This is a genomic window from Gluconobacter sp. P5H9_a (assembly GCF_018812085.1).
Classification (GTDB): Bacteria; Pseudomonadota; Alphaproteobacteria; order Acetobacterales; family Acetobacteraceae; genus Gluconobacter.
In genome coordinates, this window is the sequence record NZ_JACRVW010000001.1 from 100,067 (window position 1) to 120,861 (window position 20,795).

Below are 20,795 nucleotides of genomic sequence, written 5' to 3' on the forward strand. Positions count from 1 at the left end.
AAACCCGTTCGACACTATTACCCCTTGTGCATGCCTGCGAGGGCAATTAGGGCAGGAAGGACTTTGATTTACAAATCGGAACCTTCCTTATGATGCGTATGCGCTTTCTGGTGGCATTGACTGCGTTCAGCAGTCTGGTTGCCCCAGCCTTTGCCCAGCCTCAGCCAGAACCGCTTCCTCTCCCTGCCGCCATCCCTGATCCGCAGGACAAACCTTTCCCGGGCGCTCTGACCGTTGCTGTGGATGCGACCGACACAGCCCACCACGTCATGTCCATCCATGAGACAGTGCCTGTTCCGCAAGAGGCTGTACAAAAAGGCGAATTGATCCTGCTCTATCCCATGTGGATCCCGGGCGATCATTCCCCAACGGGCGTCATTGAGCAGCTTGCCAGCCTGAAAATCCAATCAGGTGGCAAGACGATTCCCTGGAAGCGCGACACGGTCAATATCGCTGCGTTTCATATTCCCGTTTCCGCCACGACCCCCACACTCGACGTCCATTTCCAGCTTCTGTCTCCGGTTACGCCGGGTCAGGGTCGTGTCGTTATGACGCCATCCATCGTTAATGTTCAGTGGGATCAGGTTTCTCTATATCCAGCTGGGTATTTCACGCGGGATATTACGGTCAAGCCAAGCGTTCTGGTGCCGCATGGATGGCAGATTGGCTCCGCTTTGCGCGCCTCTGCCTATGGCGATGAAACCCACTTCAATGCAACGACCTATAATACGCTGGTCGACTCCCCGATTTATGCGGGCCGGTATTTCCGTAAGTTTGATCTGACCGGGCCGGATCATGTCCCTGTCGCGCTCAATGTTGTTGCAGACGATGCAGAGTCCTTGAATGCGACGCCGCAGCAGATCGAAGCTCATAAGAACCTCGTCAAACAGGCTACGGCTCTTTTCGGCTCCCACCATTATGATCATTACGACTTCCTGCTCGCCCTGACGGAAGAGCTGGGCATGATTGGGCTGGAACATCATCAGTCCAGCGAGAATGCTGCTGCTCCGGGATATTTCACGGAATGGGACAAGACGTTCCCTGAGCGTGATCTGCTTGCGCATGAGTACACGCACTCCTGGAACGGAAAGTATCGTCGCCCGGCTGATATGTGGGCTCCAAACTTTAATGTTCCACAACGCGGGTCTCTACTCTGGGTGTATGAAGGTCAGACCCAGTATTGGGGAAATGTTCTTGCCGCCCGTTCAGGGCTTGTGACGAAGGATCAGGGCTTCGAAGCACTGGCCTATATGGCAGCGACCTACGAAAACCAAACAGGTCGTCTGTGGCGCCCGCTGGAAGATACCACCAATGACCCCGTCATTGCTCAGCGTGCTCCTCTATCATGGCGCGACTGGCAGCGTTCGGAAGACTACTATGTGGAAGGTCAGCTTGTCTGGCTCGACGCAGATACGCTGATCCGCAAGCTTTCCAACGGACAGAAATCTCTGAACGATTTCGCGAAGGCCTTTTTCGGCACGAATAATGGAAGCTTTATCGTCAGCCCCTATCAGTTCGATGAGGTGGCTTCGACCCTGAACAGCATCCAGCCCTATGACTGGGCCAAATTCCTGCATGATCGTCTGGACACTATCCGACCGCACGCTCCGCTGGATGGCCTGACAAACGGTGGGTACAAGCTTGTTTACACAGACAAGCCAACATCCTTCATCAAAGCATCGGAAGCTGTTCGTCACAGTGTGGATTTGACGTTCTCGCTCGGTATGAGTGTCACACGTGATGGCAAAACAGCACGTGTTCACTGGATGAGCCCTGCCTACAAGGCGGGTCTGGCGTCAGGAGAGACAATCCTGGCTGTTAATGACATGGCCTACACAGGGGATCGTTTGCGTCATGCCATCGCGGACGCACAACAAGACCCGAAACAGCCAATCAGACTTGTCGTGAAATCTGGCGAGCACATCAGCACGATTTCTATCCCATATCATGATGGCCTGCGTTACCCGCGTCTGGATCGCGTGAGTGGCACCCCCGATTATCTGGGAGCAATTTACGCACCACTGTAATGCAAACTGTTGAACAGCCCCGTATTCCTCTAGCGGGGCTGCCAGTTTGTTAGGTTATGTGTTTTAAATGCGTTGGAAAGTTTAATTGATTCAGAACGCGCAATATGGTAGAAGAAAAGAAGATAGCCGACATATGTAACGGCTGTTTCAAGTAAAAATAGCAATAAATTCACGGTGATGGCCTTTTCCTCTTCTGGGGAAAGGGCTTTTTTTGTGTCTCGTCGTTACAGAAAATCTAATTAACAGAGAATTCGATGACGAAAAAAAATCTTCTAATAATTTCATCATTATTAATTCCTCTGCATTCTTTTGCTGCGTCTCCTGCGGCTTACAAAGGAACTGATGGCAGCTACCAGCCGCTTAAAGTGGTGTCAGCCGTTGGAAACAACGAGAAACCTGTCGTTCCGGCATATAAAGGAACGGATAATCAATGGCATGCCACAACAGTTGTCATGATGACATGCGGGTTGGATGATGCAGGTCATCCTGTTCCGTGTCAGGCTCCTACGGGCGTAGAATCCAATGCCGTGGTACTGGACAGTTCAGGGTACATCACGGCACCGGTCAGTGGTTCTATCGACAAGGGTACTGTTGGCGGCGCACAGCTTTCAGGTCTTCTGAATACGCTTTCCACAACAATGGATGCCTTTCAGGCGAGCAATCAGAAAGACGTTCCTAACGGGGTGGTCGGGCGCGACGCCGTTGGGAATATTCTTTTTGCACAGCAGCAAAATAATAGCGGACAGACGGAGGCAATTCACTTCCATCCGGGTAATCCCTATATCGCAAATAATGATGTCTTTATCTGGTGTGACACTGCCACTGGCAGCGACGGCCAGGGGCATTGTCATTTCGATAATTTATCATATGGAAATACCTGGGAGTTTAATAACAGAATTTCCACCGGGACGGGAATTTTTGGTGCAGACGTCACGGTTAATGGGCAAAGCGTTGCTGACGCACTTGCAAAGCTGGATCGAACTCTGGAAGTTGGATACGAAGGACAGTCTGTTTATCAGAGTGCGACTACTACTCCTTTTATTACCATGTCCCGCAATCACTGGGATGCAGTAAACCAAAACCCTAATACACTGATGTTGGGTGGATCTACGGCAAATTCTCTGGTGCATCTGAAAGCCTCGTGTGCAAACACCAGTGGTGGAGATGAAGGCGGGTCCTGCTATCAGTTCACGGATATGGGGGGGCCAGAAATCAATAACCGTTCCGGCGCGGGTATTACGGACGGAATTAATATTGATGCCCGGTCCAGCGATGTTTCCCCACTGGATGCTTTGGGAGGAAATACTCTGGCTACAGAAAGTGACGGATCCTATCGTGTTGTAGGAACCTCATACAGCATCGGGACAGATGCTGCTGCCGGGGCCTCAAGCTTTACGCTGGTCGGTGCTCTAGGGTGTGGAGTTCAGGCGGCGGATAGTTTGGCGGGCTGCCAGATTTCAGGCCTCTCGCTGGCAGGAGCGTCCGGCACTGTGTCTTCTGAAACTGCAAAAATCATGCAGGCGGCTTATAACCCTTCGACCAACCTTACAACAGTCACTCTGCCATCCGGATACACGTTGGCCTCCGCAGTTGCAGCCAACACAGGTGTAACGGTCCAGTATCTGGCATCTGACGGAATTGCTCATGCCATAAGGTTCCTTGGGGCGAACGAAGTGTCTGTGTATCCAGCGCTTAATACGCTTGAAATGAATTTGTTTCAAAATCGTATGGCTATTTGGACAAATTACGCAAAAGGAATGAATAGCACGGAAGGGGGGTACAATCCTGACGCTACGAATGTGGATCTCCCGAACTACTATCTTGCCTATTTCTCTGGTTGGGATGCGGCGAACACTGATAGTGCGCACAGCACATTTTTTGTAGAGAGCGGATACTACCCAGGGACATCGTCCGCCCAACCGGGATGGTGCACCGTTGGTGAATGGGGTGCCGCTGCCACCGCAGCTCCAGGGCAAAATAGTGGAGACCAGATAGACAATCAGATTACTTATACCCACCCTGCTACCGGACAGGAAACCCACACTAGCCAGTATCATAATTATAGCCAGCCCACGCTTTTTCTGGGCATGAACAACAAGAATTTCAACAACTACAACCTTCAGTATCGCGTCGGAAAAACCGATAGCGTTACCCGTTCCTTCGATAATGAGTGGGACTTCTGGGCGAATCAGGATCATCCCGGCGAAGTATCCATGAAGGGGCTCACCCTTGCCTATAATGGCACCTCAGGACCTTTGGCTAATGACAGCTATATGCTGAGGCTGTCAGGGGCCAATACTCTTGGTATCGGTCTTTGGGTAGGTGGCGTTATTCCAGGAGGCGAAACGATCAAGTCAGATAGTGGGTTCTTTGACGTCCGTAATCAGGCCAACATGTCTGCAGACGTTAATGCAACACAGCCAATCTCTATGATGGGTAATGGTGTTGTAAATGGGAAATACACAGAACTTTCGTTCTATGGTTCGCAGGATGGATCATCAGGAAACGGCTCCTTGCATCTTGGTGCGCTGGAAAGCAGTAACCCCAGTCTCCAGTACAACGCTGCTCCTCTTTGCGATGGAACGGCTTATATGCTGGATTCTGGAATCAGTGCCTCACAATGTGTGCAGGCTGGCCAGATCGTATTTGATCCTAGTGGGTATACCGGCGGTGTCGCTCTTGCTGTTGGCCAGGGCAGCAATACCAAGCTGGGACTTGTGACGGAATCTGATGGTACTGCGCGTGCCCCAGCCGGGCTTAGAGTTGGTGCAGGGAACGCTCCCAGCTTTTCTCAGATAGACTCTCAGACGATCAGTCTGACCAATCAGGCAGGAGATGCCAATGGGTTTTTGCGCCTTGCTGGTATCGTAACAACCGGGGTCAGTACGTTTGGTGCAGATACTGTTACGGCGACCACGGCAACAGCCAAGGCCTTCAGGGAAACGCTTTCAACACCATCATCCTCAACGGCGGATTGCACGCCTGGCGACTTCACAGATGATGCAAACTATCATTACGTCTGTGTTGCTTCAAATAGCTGGAAGCGTGTTGAACTTCAGAGCTGGTAACTGATTAACACCCCCTTGGCAGGGGATATTGAAAATTGGGCTGTATTGCCGTGCCCAATTTTTTATTGGCCAGTCATTGTGTGTGAGCAGATAGTCCCTGTCTGCCACACACAATGCTGAGCTCCCGTCGTTTAAACGGAAGCAATTCCAAAAGCGAGTTCCATGGAAATGGATGTTCTGAGGAATGCAGGAATTCCGATCCAGATTTCGCCCTTATGGTTCTGCGGACGCAGGAAATAGAAGTGGCGCATATTGCCTTCATCTTCCTGCATGATCAGCGGCCATGCAAAATTGGACCGCCCATCAGACCGCCTGACATTGTGCATGAGTTGTTCATGGGCGTGTTCAAAAGGCCGGCGCAACGAAAGACGGAACACCTGAGCTTTTTCTCCTGCCAAGGGAGAAAGAAACAGAATAGCCCGTGTATCTCCCCACTCGTGCCGTCCAAAAGCTTCGCCTTCTCGGCTCACCTGAAGAGAAAGGGTCGTATTGGAAGGCTCTTCTGCAACGACGGCTTCATATTGCAGACCATCGTGCATAGGGTCTGCGGAGAGAACCCACGCAGATGAAATTCCATCCTCCTGCATAGGGGTGCCCGGAAATGCGGGAGATACCTTTGTTTTTTCGCCCTGTGGAAGCAGAGAAGAGTAAATCCACTGAACGCGGCCCCACCGTGCATCGGAGCGCCAAAGGCGTGTCAAAGGCGTATAAACTTCATTTTTACGAACGGCATCAGAAAAGCTCTGGGTCAAAACACGGTTCAGAAACCGGTCATGATAAGCTTCCGGGGTCTCTTCATTGGAGAGTGTTTCCAGAAGAGCTCGGCTCCATGCGTGAGAAAGTGCGGCCGTTGGCGTGGAATCAGGATCCCGACTGAACCACTTGACCTGACACATATGAGCTGGAAGTTTCTGCACGCATTGAAGAAGATCTGGGAATATGATTTCCCGGATTGGGTCCCAGAGCATATAGCAGATATTGGCAAATCGCCCTTTTCCAAAATGGCGAAAGAAAGTTACCGGAATGAATTCTTCTAAAGCAGGGGTTTCGAATACAGGTATGCCGAAGTGCTCATTGCATTTCGTAAGCTCGTTTATTCGTAAATATAATTGGTCCCATTCATAGCTTTCCGCAAATAAACCTTCGATTTGGTTGAGGGAAAATTTGGTAATTCCCAAATTTTTTTCAAGATATTCATCCAGGCCGTGGGAATTTCTTAAGTTATTCCAGACCCACATATCTGCCCCTTCCCGCGGTAGCGTTTTGAGGTCTGCATCAATCAGATATGGCCGGGTCATGCCGACGGGTGCGTCGTCTTTTAATTCTAGGCGTCGGACAGCTGCCGCGAAATCGAACGGACGTATGAATAACCCGTTTGACGCGCAGGTGCAGAAATAATCAATCTTTTCCAGCGTGCGTAGTGCTTCGCCATAAGATTCCATATGGCCCAGCAAGAGGGTGCCACCCCATTTCTTGCGTTCAATGACACCATTAAAAACGTGGACACGTGGATTTGGTGTTAGAAGGTCAGTTGGTATTTGGCGTGATTTTGGAAAATTGATAAATATATGGCAATTTTCAGAAGTAAAATTCAGAAAATTATCGATATAAACCGGTAGGAATCTGTCTTCTTCGTTGTAGTTGGTCGCGAATACTACGACCCCTTCAGGAGAAGATAAAAGCGTTTCAGGTGTGTTGGTAGACAGGGTTGCTCGACATGGCTCCCCATAAACGCGGACACTTTTCAGGTGGAGATGGTCCCAGTTATCCAGTCGAACTCTTACGAAGCGTCCGATAACGGGCTCTGGAAACACGACTTTGTAAGCAGTGTCGTCGTTGTCACCGAAAACGCTGTGATCCGTTTTCGAAAAGACGTCTTTCCAGGTCTGGCCGTCTTGTGAGACCAGAATTGAAAACATGCGGGCCCGGCCCGGCCAGAAAGATGAATTGTACAACACTACATTTGAAATGATGCAGAGTTCTTCGAGATCAACCTGCCACCAGGGAAACCACTCTGCAGCCGTTTGGAAATGAGCATCAGAGCGATCTGGCCGATTTGCATTGGCAGCATCAACGGTCAGTGGCAGCAGAATATCTGGATGCTTGGAACTCTGGGTAGCTGGTTTGCCGAGCGCGAGGTCAATCATATCAGTGTCAGATCTCAGACGGATAAGCTGCGGTTGTTGCGATAGTCCGGGCCTACTGAGAGGCCGACTTCTACTGTGGCGTTGCAGTGAATAGGAAGACCAAGCCAGACCTGCCCCTCTGCTCCGCGCGCTTTGCGCACAAAATAACGTTTTTCAACATCATCAAAATGCTCAATACGATCGGCGTAATCGACCGTGTAACCGTGTTCATCGTGAAAAACGGTTCGAGCCAGCGCATCATGTGGAAAACATTTCCCACGAGGGATGGAGAGACAAAAGACGGTGTCTCCCTGCAGGCCGGAAAGATAGAGATAGCCTTGCAGATGCACCCCTGAAACGGGCGCGCCGTCTTCTGTCAACGCGCTGCAGGATAGCCGTAAAATGGTTTCGGCCTCTGCAGTTTCCCGTACATTCAAGGCCACAGAGATACGTTGGTTTGTGGCTTCCATGAACAGATATGCTGGAGCCACCCGGGAAGGGGACCGCTCAGGGATATCCAATTCAATATGCTGGCGGTTGCATATCAGATCCCTGACGGACCAGTTAAAGCCCTTTTTCCCTTGTGCATCGGTCGGCCACCAACGGTTTGTCAGTGGGCCGAAATGTTCTGCTTCATACGCTTTTGCAAGCAGGGTTTTGGCAAGGGTAACTTTCTGGAACTGTTCGATATCACTGTGTTGGCTTTGACCCATTTCCAGAAGGCTGCGGCCCCAAGGTGTTGTCACCGCAACAGTGGATTGGGCAATCCGGGAGCGGTCAAACCACTTCAGTGCACAGAAATGATCCGGCATAGTGGGGACCATTTCCAGAAGGTCTGAAACCGTTGTCTGGCGGGTGCCTGACCAGAGAACACGACAGATATGCGTGTATTGGCCCGTTCCAAATCGATCGAAAATGGACGTTGGAAGCACTTCCTCGATAGCCATATAGTTTTCGAAGGAAATGAAGTCTTCCAGCCCTTCAATCAGGCTTTTGCGTGCATGGAGCTGGTCCCAGTCCTGCCTGCGCGCGAAAAGACCTTCGATCTGTGTCGCAGAGACCTTTTCTACGGCCAGTTTCTCCCGGAGATAATTTCCCAAACCGGTAGAGTTGCGAAAATGATGCCACATCCATGTCCCATGGTATGTCGGCTCCAGCACATCTACATCGAGATCTCTCTCATAGGCCCGCTCGGAGGCGACAGGAACACGACAGGCCAGCGGAAGCTGCTCGATTGCGGCGGCAACGTCCATTTTTCGGACCATGAGCCCATTGGAGGCCATGGTGGCGAAATAATCAAAATTGGGAAAAGCGGTTTGTGCTTCTTCAAAGGCTTCCAGATGCCCCAGAAGAAGCGTGTGCCCCCATTTCTCACGACGGATTTTCCCGTTGAAAACATGTACACGGGGGCTGATCGTCTTGATGTGGGGAGGAATTGCACGTTCAGAAGGAAAATTTAGCGCTACACAGACATTCTCAGGGGTGTAGGCCAGAAAATTGTCAATGTATTGTTCAAGGAACTCATCGCTTTCGTTGAAAAGCGTTGAAAGTACGACCTGTGAGTTTGCGGCTGTTTTTTTATAGCCGCGTAATGCCTCTTCAACTGTTTGTTCATGCCCTGTGAAAGCAGAAGTCTCAAAAACAGCTTTTTTAAAACTCAGGACGCCGAACGCATCATACCGAAGGCGGATGTGGCGAGCAGAAAATACCTGCTGGAAAGATACTGAGGTTATTGCGCGGGTGTCGGGCTCGTAGAGAGGTTGTGTCCAGACAGGAAGCCAGTTTTGCCCGTCGTCTGAAATAAGAACCGTCATGAGAGGAGGCTGGTCCGTGCCTTCCAGAAAGCCTTCAAGCCTTATGCCTTCGACGCGAACGGGCTCTTTGAGGCTGATCTGCCACCAGGGAAACCATTCGCGCTGAGAGGAAAATTCTTCGTTTACCTGTGGAGAGGTCTGTGAGCTCGAAAGAATGCTGAATCCGGTAGTGATATTGCCCACGAAACTTGCTCCACCTTACCAAACGTCAGTACACGCGCCTGAAAGCATTATGCCTGTTTTGACTATTCTTAAAGCGTCCAGCCAAAATAGGAAGAGGAGATCAGGGTGTAGAGACAGTTTTGATCTGCGTTTCCACATTCACGCTGCCATCAATCGATTTATCAACTGTATTGGGCAGAATGGCTGAAACAACGCAGTCTCCTGCCTCTAAAGAGACTGGCAATGTCTGTATGCCATTAGCCTGCTTCATTACTGAATCAATCCCGTTACCATCCAGAACAATATCGAGTATTTTCTGTGCTGTGGGCTTTAGCGCATGAGAAGGATTGGGTTCAGTGCCATTGCCGCTATGGTCATTCCACATGAACTTGTTTTCCGAATGGTGAGGAAAGGCTTGGTTACAGCTGCCCCGGCGGTAAACAGAGACAATTTCCCGAATGCTCCAGCGACCCGATTTTACAGGGGCTCCGGAAAATCCATTGGATGATGTGGCTGAGACGTTTCCGTAAACATCGAGGAGGAGCCCGGGGTGTAAGGGGCCCTTTTCTGAAACGGGAAGAACGGTATAGGCGTTGAGAACTGGGCCGTGTGCGGTGCTGGGCGTAACCACGAACTCTGCATCCAGTCCGTTGACGCTGTAAGACGGCCATTTTGGGGGCTGCGTGTCGTAAAGCAACGAGAGATTGCTGGTCATTGTATAAGGACGATTGGCAAAATCTGTTCCGTCAAAGCTCATGAAAAGGCACCCGCCGGGTGGTAGGCGCATTGGAAGACCGGCGGGTAGTTTGAKGGCCACAGGGATTGTCACGGTCCCTGGACCCGACTGTTTAACAATCAGCCCCGCCAGCCCCTGACTGGGGAAGCTGGAGAAAATTTCAGAATAACTCCCAATCTTTTGGCCGGATAACGGGCATACTGACCGTGTTGTATACGCCAGCCCAAAGAGCGTTTCTGACCAAACCGGCTTATGTGTTGTCTTGTCCGGGCTTGTGGTTGTGGAAAGTGTTCCAATCAGCCCGCGAAAGTTTGCGGGTGCGGGAAGGTTGGCGGGTAACTGGAACGAAAAAAGATTCTTGACCTGGAATGACGGGGTACTTTTCGTCAGTGTTGCCTTGAGCGGAAGAATTGATAGTTCTTCAGCATGGCTGGTGGGAAAGCAGGCAAAACTGCTGCCTGCAATCATGACTGCCGCAAAGAGTCTACCTGCGTTCAATACTGTTTTCCCACCTTTGATAGAGTAGCTGGACGTTCTCTGGTGTCAGTTCAGCGTCTCATGTCATAGTCTCTCCCGCAATAGACAATTGCGGTCACGACAGGGAGACGTTCTGTGTCCAGGTACTTATTAACCGATGCGTTACCTGCGCGGCTATCACGCCGGTCTCTCATGGTTTCTACGGCCGCCGCTCTGCTTGGGTATTCTGCTCGTGCGTTGGGGGAAACGGGGCATTCCCCCCCAGCCTATCTTCTGATGTCTGATCCTTTCAGACCGCAATCCCATCTGCTGCCACCTCATGGCTGGATGAACGATCCCTGTGGACCCGTCTTTGCAAATGGCACCTACCACCTTTTCTATCAGTGGAATCCTGATGCCGCCGTATGGGGTAATATGCATTGGGGACATGCGACCAGCCGTGATCTGGTGAGGTGGGAGCATCAGGTTATTGCTTTGTCGCCACAGCCTGATGGTCCGGATTCAAGCGGTGTCTTCACAGGAGATGTCGTGTTGGATGGACAGCAGGCAATCGCTGTTTACACCGGTCTGAAGGCAGGGCGGGCGCCGGACCAGGTTCAATGTATTGCTACATCTGATCTCACCATGACGCACTGGCGTCAGGAATCTCATCCTGTACTGCCAGTTGGGCCGCCTGGATTGAAGATCCGTGGCTTTCGAGACCCGAAAATCTGGCGTGAAGGCGATACCTGGGTCATGCTTGTTGGTAGCAGCATTGAGAACCAGGGGGGCGTCATCTTACGCTATGAAGGCCGTGATCTTCGAGACTGGTCTTATAAAGGAATTTTTTACGGTCCTTCGGATTTGCGGGGTGGTGATGATGCGCTGGAATGTCCGGATTTCTTTCGCGTGGGCGCCCGACATGCTCTGATGTTTTCCATTAACTGGGTCGTGCATGTTGCAACGGGTGACTACGTGAATGGGAAATTCCACCCCTTAACGCTGGATGCGCTAGGCTACGGTAATTTCTACGCAGCTCGCAGTATGCTTGATGCTCAAGGGCGGCGTACGCTCTTTGGTTGGATTACTGAAAAGCCCTGGCAGGCAGGCGCTGCCGCGGATCGTGGCTGGAGCGGCGTCATGTCTTTTCCTCGGCTGCTTGTCGCCGGGCCAGATGGAAAGGTCCGTTCTCATCTTCATCCCTCGGTTGAGGCACTTCACGGTGAGATTCTGTTCTCCGGATCTCCCAAGGAACCTGTAACGCTTCCAGGGCCGTGTGTTCGGATACGTGTCAGATTCGATGCGAGCTCGGCGGGCGAATTGGTCTTCAGTCGAACAGATCGTTTTCTGCATCTTGACTACAATCCGCAGAAAACCGGAGCGGAAGTGTCCTGCAATGAAGATACAGTTCCGTTATCCAGTTCACGCTCGGCAGAGCTAGATATTTATGTGGATGCATCGGTCATCGAAATTTTCACATCTGATGGCTCTGCCCTTAATACAAGGGCTTATGGCGATCCGGGCGGTCCTTTTACGCTGAAAAACTCCGGATGTTTTCAAAATGCCGATTATGAAATCTGTCTCTTGAAGCCTGTATCAGGCAATCGGCTTACTGGTATTCTCTAGAAACCCAAGATAAAAGTGAAACTCAAATCCTCGGAGGCTGTGCTGAACTATGAAGCGTCTAGTTGTTGATCTTGATGATACTCTTACGAAAAACAACCCTGACCTCTCTTACAGTGATAAAGAGCCCAATCTTCCCCTGATCGAGAAGCTTCGGGAGTACAAGTCTGAGGGTTTCGAAATTCTGATCCAGACGGCGCGTAACATGCGCACCTATCAGGGGGCTGTTGGTAAGATCAACGCCAATACACTGCCTATCATCATCGAATGGCTGAAAAAGCATGACGTACCGTACGACGAGATTTATGTTGGCAAGCCGTGGTGTGGGACGGAAGGGTTCTATATTGATGACCGTGCCGTGCGTCCGTCTGAATTTCTCTCTTTGTCGCTTGAAGAGATCAATACGCTGATTGAGACGCACAAATGAGTGCCCCCTCCTCCATTGGTCTGATCACATCAGGCGCCTTCGTCGATCAAGAACTGGTTGCGGAGTTCGGCCTTTTACCCCCTTCATTTCTGCCGCTGGGCGTAGGCCGTCTGTATGACATGCAGATAGACTGTCTTCGGAAAAACTTCACCGAGACATTCCCTCTGTACATGACGGTTCCCGAGAGTTTTGACGTTCCGGCCTACGATACTCAGCGTTTGAATGAAAAGGGAGTTACCCTTCTTCCCGTTCCAGATGACATGCAGCTCGGCGAAGCGATTGTTTACGCCATCAATGTGATCAACGCCTACAATACAGGCGTCCGCATTTTGCACGGTGACACCGTTCTGAGCCAGATCCCAACCCAGCTCGACGTGATTGCCGGTCATGCGGAGGGGGATGACTATTCGTGGGCTGCGATCAAACATAGCGACAATGTTATCGTCAGTCTGCAAACGTTTGAGGCCACAAGCGAGCAGAATACCGAAAATCCCGTTGCCTGCGGCTATTTCGCATTCTCCAGTGGTGCAGAGCTTGTTCGCTCCATCAGCCAGGTGCGCGGTCGTTTCATTGACGGCATAAACAACTACTTGCAGCGCCGTCCTATGAAGATGGAGGAAATTCAGGACTGGTATGACTTTGGTCATATCCAGACTTATTTCCGCTCTCGTCGGCTCGTAACGACAGCGCGCGCGTTCAACTCCCTTCAGATTACCCGCAATACGGTTCGTAAGCTTTCGGCTGACACCTTCAAGATGAAAGCTGAAGCTGAATGGTTTGAGAGTGTTCCACCAAAGGTACAGCCCTACGCGGCGAGATTGCTGGACAAGGGGGACCAAGGGCAAAGGGCCTTCTATTCAACTGAATACCAGTACGCGCCGAATCTGTCGGAACTCTATGTTTTCTCTGCAATCGGCCGTGTCTCCTGGAAGAAGATCCTGACCTCCTGCGCAGAATTTCTGGAAATCTGTGCAGCGACACCTGGGGACAAGCCGAGAGACGATTACTCGCGGCAGCTTATGGGCAGCAAGACGGTCGAACGGCTGGAGCGGTTCGCTAAGGAAACCGGCTTCGATATAGAGCATGAACTGGTTTACAAGGGACGGAAGATGCCGTCTCTCTTAGAAATCAGCCGCCAGCTGGAAACGATGGTATCGTTTGATCCTGCGGCTTCATCTACCATGATGCATGGCGATTTCTGCTTCAGCAATATCCTTTACAACTCCAGAAACAGTCGTATCTCTGTCATTGATCCCCGTGGGTATGTCTTCAGCGAAAAGCGCGAAATCTACGGTGATTGCCGATATGATATCGCAAAATATTCCCACTCAGTTGACGGACTGTATGACTTCATTCTTGCCGGTCGGTATGACCTGAAGCAGGATGGACTTTACAATTTCGACCTGAATTTCGATACGTCCTCTCATCGTCAGTGGCTGCAAAGCGCGTTCTCTGAAATGAGCATTGCTGGTATTTCTGTTTCCAGCGCAGAAATTCGAGCAATCACGACGTCCCTGTTCATTTCCATGCTGCCTTTGCATTCCGACAGACCAGATCGACAAAAGGCGTTCATCGCCAATGCCTTGCGTCTGTATTCGACTCTTGAAGGAAAAATCTGATGATCGTCATCCCGATGGCTGGTCTATCCAGCCGTTTTACAAAAGCCGGGTATACCAAGCCGAAGTATATGCTGCCCCTGGCTGGGAAAAGCGTGTTTGCGCATTCCATCGAGAGCTTTTCAGCCTATTTCGAGACGATGCCATTCATCTTCATCGCTCGGACTGTGGCAGATACAGAAGCTTTCATCAGGGAAGAAACAGCCAAGCTTGGCATCAAGGATGTGCGTATCATCATCCTTGATCATGAAACGGCTGGGCAGGCTGAGACAGTTGAATTTGGCGTCAGGAAAGCCGGGCTGGATTTGGAAACGCCACTGACAATCTTCAACATTGATACATTTCGTGAGGACTTCCGGTTTCCGGATGCACCGTGGTTCAAGACATCCGACGGTTATCTGGAAGTTTTCAAAGGCGAAGGGGCCAACTGGTCTTACGTTGGACCTGAAGAAAACAGCAATGAACCCCTGGCGGCCAGAACGACCGAAAAGCAGCCCATTTCAGATCTGTGCTGTGATGGGCTTTATCACTTTGCTCGCGCCAGCGATTTTCTGAATGCTCTCGCGCAGGAGCGTCTGACGCCTTCCTCTCCGGAGCTCTATGTCGCACCGCTTTATAATCACCTGATCAAGGAAGGGCGGAAGATCCACTACGATCTCGTGCCTCAGGACGTGATTACGTTCTGTGGTGTCCCTGCCGAATACACAGCTCTGCTGGATGCTGTGAAGGACTGAACGATTTCCCTTCTGTGGCGTACCCTAGAGGTACGCCACAGAAGATCGTCATATCAAAAACGATCTGAGTGGCGCTTCGTCACCATGGTAGCAACGATTTCCCGAGAGCTTTCTGTGCTTCAGGAGTCATCCCCAGGTCATTACGGTTCCACCAGCCGCCGCCAAGGGATTGGAACAGACCTACACTATCAGAGAACCTTGCGCCCTGTGCCTGCACATAGGCCAACCGCGCCTGAGCATGAGACTGCTGGGCTTGAAGCACCATCAGCTCACTGACATCTCCCAGACGAAGCTGAGCCTGAGCAATCTTCAGACTCTTTCCTGTCGCAGTATAGGCGTTCTCATTCGCCATCAGCGCATCAGCATCAAAGTCCAGTGCATGAAGGCTGTCCGCGACGTCCTGAATGGCACTCAGGACTGTGGCCTTATAGGTCTCGTTGGCCTGTAGCAGGTTATCGCGGGCTTGCCGCTCGGCATGTAGCAGGGAGCCGCCCTGGAAGATTGGCTGCATGACAGTTGCAGCGATCGTCCAGTTTCCATACCCGGGTTTGAAGAAGTCGCTCATGGTCCCGACGGCCTGCCCTGGGAGGGCACTAAGCTGCACGTTGGGCAGACGGTTGGCGATCGCCACACCAATCTGCGCACTTGCAGACTGGATCTGCGCCTGCGCCGCTCGAATATCCGGTCGTTGATTCAAAAGGTCTGAGGGCAGGGAGACCGGCAATGTCTGCGGAAGCGTAAACTGTTCCAGCCTGAAGGTCGGCAGCGGAGTATTGGGTGCCACCCCAACCAGAACAGCTAACTGATCCCGGGTTTGAGCCAACTGAAGATTCAGAGAGGGAAGGGTAGCTTCAAGCTGCGCCACCGAAGCAAGCTGCGCCACCATGTCCTGCTCGGACGCGTCTCCGAATTTCTGCCGGGCCGTAATCAGCTTGAGAGCCGATTTCTGGCTGGCAATCAGATCCTGTGTCGCTTCGATCTGCGCACGAAGCGTGGCCTCGTCAATTGTTGCGCTCACCAGATCGGAGATCAGAGTGAGAGCGGTAGCTTCAAGCTGAAATTTCTGAATTTCAGCCTGCGCGCCCGCGGCCTCAATCGCTCGCCGCGTCCCACCCCAGAGATCCGGAACATATCCGATCGTCAGCTGAGCGGTATGAACATTATACAGCCACGTGTTGTTGTTCGGAACCGGGGAGTAAACGCGTGAGGTCTTATTGCGTGTTGGATTAAAAGAGGCCGAGACTGTCGGATACAGACCAGCCCCTTCTATACGCCGTTGCTCCCATGCAGACTTCAGTCCTGTCTGCATGGCTTTCATGGACTGGTTGTTGGTCAGAGCCTGCTCAACAAGCGCATTAAGCTGCGGGTTGCGGAAGACTTCCCACCACTTTCCAGGAATATCTACGCCGCTCTGGAAGTGCTGAGCCACTCCTGTCCCGGTTTGGGCATTGCCGGACGTCCCCGCAAGCGGCGTAGCTTGATAGTTTACGTCCTTTGGAAGGTCCGGACGATGAAAGTCCGGACCGACTGCGCAGGCTGATATCAGAACCGACCCCAGAAGGGCGGTCGTATTTTTAAGAACCCGCTTCATGTCGGGGCTCCATTCTCTTCAGACGGGCGCGGACGACGGGCATCCCGACGTTCCACCCACATTTCAAGCTCACTGAAGTAGACGGGCAATGCAAAGAGGGTCAGCAGTGTTGCAATCCCAAGCCCGCCTACGACGACTGTTGCAAGCCCACGCTGCACGTCCGTGCCAACGCCAGTTGCCAGTGCTGCGGGGAGCATGCCTGCACTGGCGACGGTTGCCGTCATAAGAACCGGTCGGAAACGCTCACCCGCTCCCATAATCGTAGCATCCCGCACAGAACGGCCTTCGGCACGGTGCCGGTTGATGCTGGAAATCATGATGATGCCATTCTGCACAGCCACACCGAAAAGGGCGATAAAGCCTACAGCTGTAGCGATATTCAGGGTCTCTCCACGCACATGCAGCGCAATCAGGCCACCCAGCGTCGCGAGCGGAACAACGCTGAGAATGAGCAGTGCCTGGCGGATTTTGCCGAATTCGATGAATAACAGAACCAGCATCATGGCAAACATGACGGCCAGAGCAACGGCAAGACGCTTCTGCGCGCGTTCCTGCTGCTGGAATGTGCCTGCCCATTCCAAAGTGTACTTCTGCTTGTCGTAATGCACCGATTGCTCAATGCGGGCCTGAGCATCAGCAAGATACTGTGACAGGGGACGCTGGCCATTATCGACCCGGATGGTGATCTGACGATGGCTCATCTCGTGAGCGATATTGCTCTCACCCATGCGCAGACCGACCTGGGCCACCTGGGAGAGCGGCACAAAAGCGCCCTGTGCAGTCAGTAGTGGAAGCTGCGAAAGACTTTGGAGATCCTGCGCGTCTTTCCGGGGAATCCGCAGTGTCGCGTCATAGAAGCGATCATCTTCATAGACTGTGGAAATAGGGGCATCCCCGATTGCGTAGGACACGATATCCGAAATATCGGAAATATTGATTCCGTAGCGGGCAGCCGCAAGCCGATCAGCCGTTACATCGATCTGGGGAATTCTGGGCTCCTGAAAGATCGAAGCCTCAGCCGTACCAGGAACCTTATGGAGGACATCCACAATCTGCTGTCCAACGTGGCGAAGTTCCTGAAAGTCATTGCCGTAGACACGAAGGACCAGCGGGCTGTGCGCCCCGCCAACAAGATCACTCATCTGATCTTCAATCGGCTGGCTGATACCGAAATCGATACTTGGTATCTTCTGCAGCCGATCATGTAGCCGCTGGACGAATTGTGCCTTTGTTTCTCCCGAAGGCCATTGGTCATAAGGCTTCAGGCCAACTGGCATTTCGATGTGAGATGGCGTCCACGGATCCGTGCCGTCGTCAGAGCGACCTAACTGAGTGATGGCATAAGAGGTTTCCGGGAACTCTCTCACGGCATCCCGCAGTTCATTGGCGATCTGTTCGCCCTTCTCCATCGAAATCCCGGTCGGCATCTGGACCTGTAGCCACAGGGCGCCTTCATCAAGATCAGGTAGGAACTCACGGCCGATCGTTGCCCCGAGGAAGACCACAGCTACCAGAGCGCCCAGACCGGCTCCATAAGCAAAGAGGGGGCGATCAATAAAATGCCCAAGCCAGTAGCTGTAACGACCATGCAGCCATTCGAGCGGGCGATTGCGCCAGATATGACGGGGTTTTTGAAGTGCCAGAAAGCTCAGCGACGGGATCAGGGCCAGTGCGCAGAGCAGCGCCCCCAGGAGTGCGAAACTGACCGTATAAGCCATGGGCCGGAACAGCTTCCCTTCGCTTCCTTCGAAAGCAAAGAGCGGGCTGTATGCCAGAATAATCACGAGAGTGGATGAGAAGATGGCATGCCCGGCTCGCTTGGCTACCGTCAGAACTTCAGAAGAGTCCAATGCTTCGGTAGGCTTTTCCTCACGAACACGCAGAATGGTCTCGGTGATGACGATGGCGCCATCCACGATCACGCCAAAGTCGACGGCACCGAGCGAAAACAGATTGGCGGACATGCCAAGGAAATGCATGAGCGTGAAGACGACGGACAGCGCAAGTGGAATGGTGATGGCCGTGACAACGGCGCTGCGCGGACTTCCCAGAAAGAGCGTCAGGATCACGACAACCAGCAGAATGCCCTCAATCATGGTTTCCGTGACCTTGTGGGTCGTGGAGAGAACCAGATTGTCTCGGTCGATATAGGGAACGACGCGGATATGCTGGGGGGCAAGCTGCGTCTGAAGCTTCGCAACCGTCTGGTGCAGGTTTTCCAGAACTACGGAAGGGTTTTCACCACTCAGCATGGTGACGACACCCTCAATGGTATCGGGGTTATGATCCTTCCCCAGAATGCCTTCGCGAACCTGATGCCCGAATTGCACCGTTCCGAGGTCCCGCACCAGCACGGGGACACCATTTCGCTGGGCTACGGCGATGTTACCCATATCTGCAAGTGAATGGATCATGCCGACACCACGAACGATGTAGGATTGCTCCCCTCGTGTGACGCGACCCCCACCGGCATTGATGTTGTTATTGCGGATGGCCGTCAGAACATCTTCCAGGCCAATATTATAGCGGAACAGCGCGGAGGGATTGAGGACAAGCTGATATTCCCTCGTGAACCCGCCGAAATTATCAACGCTGACCACTCCTGGTACGTGAAGCAGGGCAGGAATAACCGTCCATTTTTGGACGTCCGACAACTGCATCAGGTTTTTGTCGTCTGACTCCAGCGTATAGCGATAGATCTCGCCCGTCGGGCCGGAAATTGGCCCTAGGGAAGGCTGCGCGCCATTGGAAAGCGGGTTGCTGGCAAGGATGGTTTCAACCTGCTGTCGGGCCCAGAACACATCTGTCCCATCCCGGAAAATCAGCGTGATGAGAGACAGCCCAAATGTGCTGGTGGAGCGACTGTCCGAAACACCGGGAACGCTGGCAAGCATGCGCTCCAGAGGGATCGTGACCTGCTGCTCCATTTCCTCCGCAGCCAGACCGGACTGCTGGGTCGTTACAAGAACGCTGACAGACCCAAGGTCCGGATAGGCTTCAACAGGGAGGACACGCCACGCAATGCTTCCCATGACGGCAAGCAGGACGGCGGCAAAGAAGACGATGTTCCGGCGCACGAAACACCAGGAGATAAAACGTTCGATCATGATGGCTGGCCCGTTCCGGTCAGTCGTCGTTCAGCAGGATGGCGCCGCTGGTCACAACACGCTCACCCGCTGACAGGCCGGAGAGAACAAGTACATTGTCACCTTCGTCGTAATTGATGGTGACCTCACGCCGACGAAAAGTCCCGGGAGCAGTTTCGACGAAAACCGAAACCTGATCGTTGTTCATCAATAATGCGGATTTTGGCACCTGGACAACATCGTTTTCCGAAACACTCAGATTGGCCGAAGCGAATATACCCGGCCGCAGCTGGCCGTTCGTATTGGGGCAAACAACGTAAACGTTGAGCCGCCGTGTATCAGGCTTCAATTCAGGGTCCAGTGTCGCAACCGGGCCGGAGCAGGTCTGAGCGGGGAGGGCCGGGAACGTGACATCCAGTGTGGCTCCTGCCGTGATGTCAGCTATGCGGCTTTCCGGCACAGCCGCAGCGACCCACACGGAAGAGAGATCCAGCAGCGTCATCTGAATGGCCGTTGAGTCCGTGATGTTCTGCCCCACAGCCATGTTGGCTGCGGAAACAACACCATCAACGGGCGATACGAGAGGGACCTGTCCCTTCGCAGCGTAATCGGAGCGCGCGCCCAGAACCTGTAGCCGCTGATGGGTTCTCAGGGCTTCTGCTTCTGCCTGAGCCAGATCATTGCGTGCAGATTCGAGGTCTTTCACGGCATTTCCGCCAGCAGCGAGCACGCCGCGCGCACGGTCATAGGCACGTTTGGAGAAATCCAGTGCAGCGCGGGCCCGACGATCGTCGGCCCAGGCCTGATCCAGATCGCTGGCTGCAATCGTCGCCAGTACCTGCCCACGTGAAACATGCTGGCCGAGCTGAACTGCCACACTCATGATCCGGCCCGTTGCTGGTGCCAGCACATTGACCTGATGATCGGGTATGGCAACCACCTGCGCAGGCAGAGTCACCCCTGCCGTGGCATGCGACAGGGAAACCGGAGCGATCACAAGGCGTTTCTGCAAAGGGCTGCCATCCCGCAAGACGAGACTACCATTCTGCCGGGCAAACATAGGTTGCTCGGGGATAGCCGCATGCGGCGGAGCGAAGAAATAGGTTCTCAAGAAAAGAACAAGGAAAACCAGACCCAGCAGGCCGAGAGCCAGAGCGCTGGCGCGCGCAACACGCATACTTTTTGAAAACCCCGTATCTGCCAGACGACCAATGCCGCAAATGCGGCAGAAGCATGAACCGTCCTGCTACTTCAGAACCCCGACGATTTCATGGCAAGCGCTACGTGACATAATCATCGGTCAGCATCACTAGAAGCTGAAAACTTGGA

General features: G+C 52.7%; 12 protein-coding genes. 6 read left to right on the forward strand and 6 right to left on the reverse strand.

Annotated elements, in window-relative coordinates:
• The first annotated feature begins 89 nt into the window (after positions 1 to 89).
• On the forward strand, positions 90 to 2,027 hold the full coding sequence (locus KP708_RS00480; RefSeq protein WP_215749677.1) for a M61 family metallopeptidase: 1,938 nt from the start codon (positions 90 to 92) through the stop codon (positions 2,025 to 2,027).
• Positions 2,028 to 2,281: 254 nt separating this feature from the next.
• Entirely contained in the window at positions 2,282 to 5,095 is a 2,814-nt protein-coding gene (locus KP708_RS00485) for a hypothetical protein (protein ID WP_215749679.1), read from the forward strand.
• 131 nt (positions 5,096 to 5,226) lie between these two features.
• Here KP708_RS00485 and KP708_RS00490 read toward each other — a convergent pair whose 3' ends face one another.
• The 3 genes from KP708_RS00490 to KP708_RS00500 all read right to left on the reverse strand — a co-directional run bounded on the left by KP708_RS00490 (position 5,227) and on the right by KP708_RS00500 (position 10,431).
• Complete coding sequence (locus KP708_RS00490; RefSeq protein WP_215749681.1) at positions 5,227 to 7,242, reverse strand: discoidin domain-containing protein; 2,016 nt, start codon at positions 7,240 to 7,242, stop codon at positions 5,227 to 5,229.
• A 14-nt stretch (positions 7,243 to 7,256) separates the two neighbouring features.
• Complete coding sequence (locus KP708_RS00495; protein WP_215749683.1) at positions 7,257 to 9,218, reverse strand: discoidin domain-containing protein; 1,962 nt, start codon at positions 9,216 to 9,218, stop codon at positions 7,257 to 7,259.
• Between the two features lie 100 nt (positions 9,219 to 9,318).
• Positions 9,319 to 10,431 (reverse strand): hypothetical protein, encoded by a 1,113-nt coding sequence (locus KP708_RS00500; protein ID WP_215757132.1) that lies wholly within the window; start codon positions 10,429 to 10,431, stop codon positions 9,319 to 9,321.
• Between the two features lie 171 nt (positions 10,432 to 10,602).
• Between KP708_RS00500 and KP708_RS00505 the strand changes: the two genes are divergently transcribed.
• From KP708_RS00505 to KP708_RS00520, 4 genes are read left to right on the forward strand one after another with little or no spacing between them, the layout of a single operon-like run.
• Complete coding sequence (locus KP708_RS00505; protein WP_215757133.1) at positions 10,603 to 12,015, forward strand: glycoside hydrolase family 32 protein; 1,413 nt, start codon at positions 10,603 to 10,605, stop codon at positions 12,013 to 12,015.
• 49 nt (positions 12,016 to 12,064) lie between these two features.
• Positions 12,065 to 12,439, forward strand: a complete 375-nt coding sequence (locus KP708_RS00510; RefSeq protein ID WP_202206925.1) for a capsular biosynthesis protein — start codon at positions 12,065 to 12,067, stop codon at positions 12,437 to 12,439.
• Positions 12,436 to 14,058: a capsular biosynthesis protein gene (locus tag KP708_RS00515; RefSeq protein ID WP_215749690.1), complete on the forward strand. Its 1,623-nt coding sequence runs from the start codon at positions 12,436 to 12,438 to the stop codon at positions 14,056 to 14,058. The genes KP708_RS00510 and KP708_RS00515 overlap by 4 nt, the downstream gene beginning before the upstream one ends.
• Entirely contained in the window at positions 14,058 to 14,789 is a 732-nt protein-coding gene (locus tag KP708_RS00520; protein WP_215749692.1) for a glycosyltransferase family 2 protein, read from the forward strand. Before KP708_RS00515 ends, KP708_RS00520 begins: the two co-directional genes overlap by 1 nt.
• 79 nt (positions 14,790 to 14,868) lie before the next feature.
• On the opposite strand, the gene KP708_RS00525 is transcribed toward KP708_RS00520, so the two are convergent.
• The 3 genes from KP708_RS00525 to KP708_RS00535 are packed head-to-tail and all read right to left on the reverse strand — an operon-like array spanning position 14,869 to position 20,643.
• Positions 14,869 to 16,380, reverse strand: a complete 1,512-nt coding sequence (locus KP708_RS00525) for an efflux transporter outer membrane subunit (RefSeq protein ID WP_215749694.1) — start codon at positions 16,378 to 16,380, stop codon at positions 14,869 to 14,871.
• On the reverse strand, positions 16,377 to 19,487 hold the full coding sequence (locus KP708_RS00530; RefSeq protein ID WP_215749696.1) for an efflux RND transporter permease subunit: 3,111 nt from the start codon (positions 19,485 to 19,487) through the stop codon (positions 16,377 to 16,379). The genes KP708_RS00525 and KP708_RS00530 overlap by 4 nt, the downstream gene beginning before the upstream one ends.
• 19 nt (positions 19,488 to 19,506) lie before the next feature.
• Positions 19,507 to 20,643, reverse strand: coding sequence for an efflux RND transporter periplasmic adaptor subunit (locus KP708_RS00535; RefSeq protein ID WP_215749698.1), 1,137 nt, complete (start codon positions 20,641 to 20,643; stop codon positions 19,507 to 19,509).
• Positions 20,644 to 20,795: the final 152 nt, after the last annotated feature.

Coding starts and splice junctions, on each gene's coding strand:
- KP708_RS00520 (WP_215749692.1), top strand. CDS start 14,058: ATGATCGTCATCCCGATGGCTGGTCTATCCAGCCGTTTTACAAAAGCC.
- KP708_RS00505 (WP_215757133.1), top strand. CDS start 10,603: ATGGTTTCTACGGCCGCCGCTCTGCTTGGGTATTCTGCTCGTGCGTTG.
- KP708_RS00510 (WP_202206925.1), top strand. CDS start 12,065: ATGAAGCGTCTAGTTGTTGATCTTGATGATACTCTTACGAAAAACAAC.
- KP708_RS00530 (WP_215749696.1), bottom strand. CDS start 19,487: ATGATCGAACGTTTTATCTCCTGGTGTTTCGTGCGCCGGAACATCGTC.
- KP708_RS00535 (WP_215749698.1), bottom strand. CDS start 20,643: ATGCGTGTTGCGCGCGCCAGCGCTCTGGCTCTCGGCCTGCTGGGTCTG.
- KP708_RS00485 (WP_215749679.1), top strand. CDS start 2,282: ATGACGAAAAAAAATCTTCTAATAATTTCATCATTATTAATTCCTCTG.
- KP708_RS00515 (WP_215749690.1), top strand. CDS start 12,436: ATGAGTGCCCCCTCCTCCATTGGTCTGATCACATCAGGCGCCTTCGTC.
- KP708_RS00490 (WP_215749681.1), bottom strand. CDS start 7,242: ATGATTGACCTCGCGCTCGGCAAACCAGCTACCCAGAGTTCCAAGCAT.
- KP708_RS00525 (WP_215749694.1), bottom strand. CDS start 16,380: ATGAAGCGGGTTCTTAAAAATACGACCGCCCTTCTGGGGTCGGTTCTG.
- KP708_RS00480 (WP_215749677.1), top strand. CDS start 90: ATGATGCGTATGCGCTTTCTGGTGGCATTGACTGCGTTCAGCAGTCTG.